Genomic DNA, 6,919 nt, shown 5'->3' with positions numbered 1-6,919 from the left:
GGCGGCTGCCGGTGCCGGCGCAGCCTTCGCAGGCGCGGGCGCCGGTGCAGCGGCAGGCGCGGGCGCGGCAGCGGCCGGAGCCGGTGCGCTGGCCTGCGGTGCGGCAGCCGGTGCGCCGGCGGCTTCGAGCAGCACGATCAGCGTGCCTTCCGACACCGAATCGCCCACCTTGACCTTGATGTCCTTCACGACGCCGGCGGCCGGGCTCGGCACGTCCATCGTCGCCTTGTCCGATTCGAGCGTGACGAGCGACTGTTCCTTCTCGACCGTGTCGCCGACCTTCACGCCGATCTCGATCACCGGAACGTCCTTGTAGTCGCCGATGTCGGGCACCTTCACTTCGAGCGTGCCGCCGGATGCTGCCGGGGCGGCAGCGGGCGCAGCGGCGGCCGGCGCCGCTGCGGGAGCCGGCGCTGCTGCCGGCGCGGCCGCGCCGTTCGCCTGGGCGCCTGCGCCGCCTTCGAGCAGGACGATCAGCGAGCCTTCCGACACGGAATCGCCGACCTTGACCTTGATTTCCTTCACGACGCCGCCGACCGGGCTCGGCACGTCCATCGTCGCCTTGTCCGACTCGAGCGTGACGAGCGACTGCTCGGGCTCGACCGTATCGCCCACCTTCACGCCGATCTCGATGACCGGCACGTCCTTGTAATCGCCGATATCCGGCACCTTCACTTCGATCGCTTGACTCATCTGTTTCTGTCTCCATGGCCGCGCGCGCTCCTCGCCGGAGCGGCGCGCGGCATCACACGGCGTGTGCGTTAAACGGTCATCGGGTTGGGCTTGGACGGATCGAGGTTGTACTTGGCGATCGCGTCCGCGACCACCTTGCGCTCGATCGTGCCTTCGTCGGCCAGCGCGTTGAGCGCGGCGACGGTGACCCAGTGACGGTCGACCTCGAAGAAGTGACGCAGCTTCTCGCGGGTATCCGAACGGCCGAAGCCGTCGGTGCCCAGCACGACGAAGCGGCGATCGATCTGGCCACGGATCTGGTCGACCAGCGCACGGACGTAGTCGGTCGATGCGATGACCGGGCCCTGCGTGTCCTTCAGGCACTTCTGCACGTGCGACAGGCGACGCTCCTCGGTCGGATGGAGCAGGTTCCAGCGCTCGACCTCATGGCCTTCGCGCGCGAGTTCCGTGAAGCTCGGCACGCTCCACAGGTCGGCGGCGACGCCCCAGTCGTTCTTCAGCAGGTCGGCGGCGGCGATCACTTCGTTGAAGATCGTGCCCGCGCCGAGCAGCTGGACGCGCGGCGCCTTCTTGTCGGCGTCGGCCTTCTTGAACGCGTACATGCCCTTGATGATGTCGGCTGCCACGTGCTCGCCCTGCGGAATCGCCGGGTGCTCGTAGTTTTCGTTCATCACCGTGATGTAGTAGTACACGTCTTCCTGCTCCTGCACCATGCGGCGCAGGCCGTCCTGGATGATCACCGCGAGTTCGTAGCCGAACGTCGGGTCGTAGCTCACGCAGTTCGGCACCGAGGCCGCCCACAGCAGCGAGTGACCGTCTTCGTGCTGCAGGCCTTCGCCGTTCAGCGTCGTCCGGCCCGCCGTGCCGCCCAGCAGGAAGCCGCGCGAACGCATGTCGCCCGCGGCCCACGCGAGGTCGCCGATCCGCTGGAAGCCGAACATCGAGTAGAAGATGTAGAACGGCACCATGATCTCGCCGTGCGTCGAATACGACGTCGCCGCCGCGATCCAGTCGCACATGCCGCCCGCTTCGTTGATGCCTTCCTGCAGGATCTGGCCGGTCTGCGATTCCTTGTAGAACATCAGTTGGTCGGAATCTTCCGGCACGTACTTCTGGCCTTCCTGGTTCCAGATACCGATCTGGCGGAACAGGCCTTCCATGCCGAACGTACGCGATTCGTCCGGGACGATCGGCACGACGCGCTTGCCGAGCGCCTTGTCCTTCAGCAGGATGTTCAGGATCCGCACGAACGCCATCGTCGTCGAGATCTCGCGGCCTTCGCCCGTGCCCTTCAAGAGCGGCTCGAACGCGTCGAGCGCCGGCACCGGCAGCGACGTCGCCTTCTCGCGGCGGTGCGGCAGGTAGCCGCCGAGGTCCATGCGCTTCTGGCGCATGTATTCGAGTTCCTTCGAACCTTCCTCGAACTTGAGGTACGGCACGTCGGCGATCTGCTCGTCGGTGATCGGCAGGCGGAACTGGTCACGGAACTTCTTCAGTTGCTCGACCGGCAGCTTCTTCTGCTGGTGCGTGATGTTCATCGCCTGGCCCGACTCGCCCATCCCGTAGCCCTTGATGGTCTTCGCGAGGATGACGGTCGGCGCGCCCTTCGTGTTCGTGGCTTCGTGGAACGCCGCGTAGATCTTGTGCGGATCGTGACCGCCGCGGTTCAGCGCCCAGATGTCGTCGTCCGACCAGTCGGCGACCAGTGCCTTCAGTTCAGGCGTGTTGAAGAAGTGCTCGCGCACGTACGCGCCCGACTCCGACTTGTACGTCTGGTATTCGCCGTCGACGCACTCCATCATGCGGCGCATCAGCGCGCCCGACTTGTCGCGCGCGAACAGCGCATCCCAGCGGCTGCCCCAGATGACCTTGATCACGTTCCAGCCGGCGCCGCGGAATTCCGATTCGAGTTCCTGGATGATCTTGCCGTTGCCGCGCACCGGGCCGTCGAGACGCTGCAGGTTGCAGTTGATCACGAACACGAGGTTGTCGAGCTTCTCGCGGCTCGCCATGCCGATCGCGCCGAGCGATTCCGGCTCGTCCGTCTCGCCGTCGCCGAGGAACGCCCACACCTTGCGGCCTTCCGTCTTCGCGATGCCGCGCGACTCCAGGTACTTCATGAAGCGCGCCTGGTAGATCGCCATGATCGGGCCGAGACCCATCGACACGGTCGGGAACTGCCAGAAATCCGGCATCAGCCACGGGTGCGGGTACGACGAGATGCCCTTGCCGTCGACTTCCTGGCGGAAATTGTCGAGCTGCTCTTCCGACAGACGGCCGAGCAGGAACGCGCGCGAGTACACGCCCGGCGACGAGTGGCCCTGCACGAACACGAGATCGCCGCCGTGCTGGTCGGACGCTGCGTGCCAGAAGTGGTTGTAGCCGACGTCGTAGAGCGTCGCGGCCGACGCGAACGACGCAATGTGGCCGCCGACGTTCGTGTCCTTGCCTGCGCGCAGCACCATCGCCAGCGCGTTCCAGCGCGTGTACGAACGGATGCGGTGCTCGATGTCCTGGTCGCCCGGAATCTTCGCCTGGGCTTCGACCGGAATCGTGTTGATGTACGGGGTATTGGCGGAGAACGGCAGGTGTTCGCCGTGCATGCGGGCGAATTCGATCTGCTTTTCGATCAGGTAATGCGCACGGCCAGTGCCCACGGAGGAGATCACGCCATCGAGCGACTCCAGCCACTCGACGGTTTCTTGCGGGTCGTCGTCACGTTCGGCGGCGACATATTTCATCACTTCGTTCGGTACAGCGGACATTCTCGTCTCCTGGGTCCTGGAATGTGAGGATCGCTCTCGTGCAGACGACGCGACGCGGCCGGCTGCGGGCAAGCTCCAGCGGATTGTAATGAGCGTGGACGGGCCCGCGCAACAAAATTTTCGAATTGTGAGATCTTTTCTCGTAATGCGGAATATTGCTGCGCTGCACCCATATTTCGGGGCTCTCCGGCACGTCTCGTCGGAACAAAACCGTTTCCGTTCAACATATCCGGTATAGGTTTTCCATGTATTGCGCTGCGCTACAATCCTGCCATGTTGACCGATCGGCTTTTCGCACGCTCGGCGCGACCGCCGGGCCCGCCGGCGGAGTCGCAGCCGTCCCGTTGGCACCACGGACCGTGGTGGTCCAATTCCTATTTGCTGACGCCGCTGCTGTCGATCCTGGTGTTCCTCGTGGTGATGAGCCTCATCCTGTGGAGCCTGAACCGGCGCGAACAGCAGCAGCAGGAAGACACCCTCTTTCGCAACGTCGCGTGGGCCCAGCAGCAGATCCGCCTGTCGATGACGGGCGCGCAGGAACAGTTGCAGGCGCTGTCGCGCGATCTCGCGTCCGGCCGTCTCGACCAGAATGCATTCCAGATGGCCGTCGCGGACGTGATGCAGACGCATCCGGAAATCCTTTACCTGAACTGGTATACGGCGCCCGGCGTGCAACGCTGGCCCACCGTGCATCCGCCGCTGCTCGGCCAGCGCCTCGCGAAGCCCGGCGACGCACAGATGCAGGACGCCGTGCGCGGCGCGTACGACGAGGCGCGCAGCACGCGCCGCCAGGCCTATTCGCCGCTGATCTACGACGACTTCGGTAACGGCTTCATCACGTTGCAGACGCCCGTGATGCGCGGCGACCGCGACTATCTCGGCTCGATCGCCGCGGTGTTCTCGGTCGAGGGCATCCTGAAGCACGACATCCCGCAGGAACTGTCGTCGAAGTACAAGATCTCGATCACCGATTCGAACAACCGCGAACTGTCGTCCACGTCGACGCGGCCGCGCCTGCCGCGCGACTCCCACTACGATCTGCCGCTCGACCCGCCCGGTCAGGGGCTGACGGTGCGCGTGTATGCGTTCCCGCAGCTCACCAACCTGACCAACAACACGCTCGTGTGGCTCGTCGCCGGCCTGTCGTGCTTCGTGCTGTGGAGCCTCTGGAGCCTGTGGAAGCACACGCGCCAGCGCTTCGAGGCGCAGCAGGCGCTGTATGCGGAAGCGTTCTTCCGCCGCGCGATGGAAAACTCGGTGCTGATCGGCATGCGCGTGCTCGACATGCACGGCCGCATCACGCACGTGAACCCTGCCTTCTGCCGGATGACGGGCTGGGACGAAACCGATCTCGTCGGCAAGGTCGCACCGTTCCCGTACTGGCCGCGCGACGCGTACCCGGAAATGCAGCGCCAGCTCGACATGACGCTGCGCGGCAAGGCGCCGAGCTCGGGCTTCGAGCTGCGCGTGCGGCGCAAGAACGGCACGCTGTTCCATGCGCGCCTGTACGTGTCACCGCTGATCGACAGCTCGGGCCGCCAGACCGGCTGGATGTCGTCGATGACCGACATCACCGAGCCGAAGCGCGCACGCGAGGAACTCGCCGCCGCGCACGAACGCTTCACGACGGTGCTCGAAAGCCTCGACGCCGCGGTGTCGGTGCTCGCCGCCGACGAAGCCGAGCTGCTGTTCGCGAACCGCTACTACCGCCACCTGTTCGGCATTCGTCCGGACGGCCACCTGGAGCTGTCGGGCGGCGGCTTCGACCGCGCGCAGGCGTCGTCCGACTCGATCGACATGGTCGACGCGTTCGCGGGGCTGCCGGCCGCCGCGCTGACGAGCAGCACCGCCGATGCGCAGGAGGTGTACGTCGAGAGCATCCAGAAGTGGTTCGAGGTGCGCCGCCAGTACATCCAGTGGGTGGACGGCCACCTCGCGCAGATGCAGATCGCGACCGACATCACGACCCGCAAGAAAGCGCAGGAGCTCGCCCATCAGCAGGAAGAAAAGCTGCAGTTCACGAGCCGATTGATGACGATGGGTGAAATGGCGTCGTCGATTGCTCACGAATTGAATCAGCCGCTCGCCGCGATCAACAACTACTGCTCGGGTACGCTCGCGCTCGTGAAGAGCGGCCGCGGCACGCCCGAGACGCTGCAGCCCGCGCTGGAAAAGACCGCGCAGCAGGCGCTGCGCGCGGGGATGATCGTCAAGCGGATCCGCGAATTCGTGAAGCGCAGCGAGCCGAAGCGCCAGCCGGCGCGGGTCGCGGACATCGTCGCCGATGCGGTCGGGCTGGCCGAAATCGAGGCCAGAAAGCGCAGGATCCGGATCGTCACGGAAATCCTCGCAAGAATGCCTATTATTTATGTCGACCCCGTGCTGATCGAACAGGTGCTGATGAACCTGATGAAGAACGCAGCCGAGGCGATGGCCGACGTGAAGCCGGCGTCGGCGGACGGCGTGATCCGCGTCGTCGCCGACATCGATGCGGGCTTCGTCGACATCCGTGTGATCGACCAGGGCCCGGGCGTCGATGAAGCGACCGCCGAGCGCCTGTTCGAACCGTTTTACAGCACCAAGTCCGATGGCATGGGCATGGGGCTGAACATCTGCCGTTCGATCATCGAATCGCATCGGGGGCGTCTGTGGGTGGTCAACAACGTCGAGCCGGATGGCCGCATTTCCGGCGCGACGTTCCACTGCAGCCTGCCCATTGGGGAACCCGCTGATCTCGGCCAAGGGGGGCGCGAGGCATCGGCATCACATACCGTTACGGGAGAACTATGAATAGCCCTGTCACCACCACTCAGGAAACCGTCTTTGTCGTCGACGACGACGAGGCCGTACGGGACTCGCTGCGCTGGCTGCTGGAGGCGAACGGCTATCGCGTGCAATGCTTCTCGAGCGCCGAGCAGTTCCTCGATGCCTACCAGCCGGCGCAGCAGGCCGGCCAGATCGCGTGCCTGATCCTCGACGTGCGGATGTCGGGCATGAGCGGCCTCGAATTGCAGGAACGCCTGATCGCCGACAATGCCGCGCTGCCGATCATCTTCGTCACGGGTCACGGCGACGTGCCGATGGCCGTGTCGACGATGAAAAAGGGTGCGATGGACTTTATCGAGAAACCGTTCGACGAAGCCGAGCTGCGCAAGCTCGTCGAGCGGATGCTCGACAAGGCCCGAAGCGAAAGCAAGAGCGTCCAGGAACAGCGTGCCGCGAGCGAACGCCTGTCGAAGCTGACCGCGCGCGAGCAGCAGGTGCTCGAGCGGATCATCGCCGGCCGCCTGAACAAGCAGATCGCCGACGACCTCGGCATCAGCATCAAGACGGTCGAGGCGCACCGCGCGAACATCATGGAAAAGCTCAACGTCAACACGGTGGCCGACCTGCTGCGCCTCGCGCTGTCGAAGAAGCAGGCCTGAGCGGGTTCTCCGGCCGCGGCGGCACGGCCCGCCCGG

The 6,919-nt window shown here is 65.3% G+C and carries 4 protein-coding genes; 2 read left to right on the top strand and 2 right to left on the bottom strand.

Annotation, left to right across the window (positions count from 1 at the left end):
• Together MMB92_RS31675 and aceE are read right to left on the bottom strand one after the other, a co-directional pair.
• Positions 1–693 (bottom strand): biotin/lipoyl-containing protein (locus tag MMB92_RS31675; RefSeq protein ID WP_346829209.1); only part of this gene is annotated, 693 nt, incomplete at its 3' end.
• Between the two features lie 68 nt (positions 694–761).
• Positions 762–3,458, bottom strand: coding sequence for a pyruvate dehydrogenase (acetyl-transferring), homodimeric type (gene aceE, locus MMB92_RS31670; protein ID WP_006482558.1), 2,697 nt, complete (start codon positions 3,456–3,458; stop codon positions 762–764).
• Positions 3,459–3,731: 273 nt separating this feature from the next.
• Between aceE and fixL the strand changes: the two genes are divergently transcribed.
• Positions 3,732–6,248 (top strand): oxygen sensor histidine kinase FixL, encoded by a 2,517-nt coding sequence (fixL, locus tag MMB92_RS31665; RefSeq protein WP_012492712.1) that lies wholly within the window; start codon positions 3,732–3,734, stop codon positions 6,246–6,248.
• On the top strand, positions 6,245–6,883 hold the full coding sequence (gene fixJ, locus MMB92_RS31660; protein WP_006493245.1) for an oxygen response regulator transcription factor FixJ: 639 nt from the start codon (positions 6,245–6,247) through the stop codon (positions 6,881–6,883). The genes fixL and fixJ overlap by 4 nt, the downstream gene beginning before the upstream one ends.
• Positions 6,884–6,919 lie beyond the last annotated feature (36 nt).

This window comes from Burkholderia sp. IO2 (genome assembly GCF_029522185.1).
GTDB lineage: Bacteria > Pseudomonadota > Gammaproteobacteria > Burkholderiales > Burkholderiaceae > Burkholderia > Burkholderia cenocepacia.
Note: the sequence above shows the minus strand (reverse complement) of the source record. Positions and strands in the feature narration are given on the sequence as shown.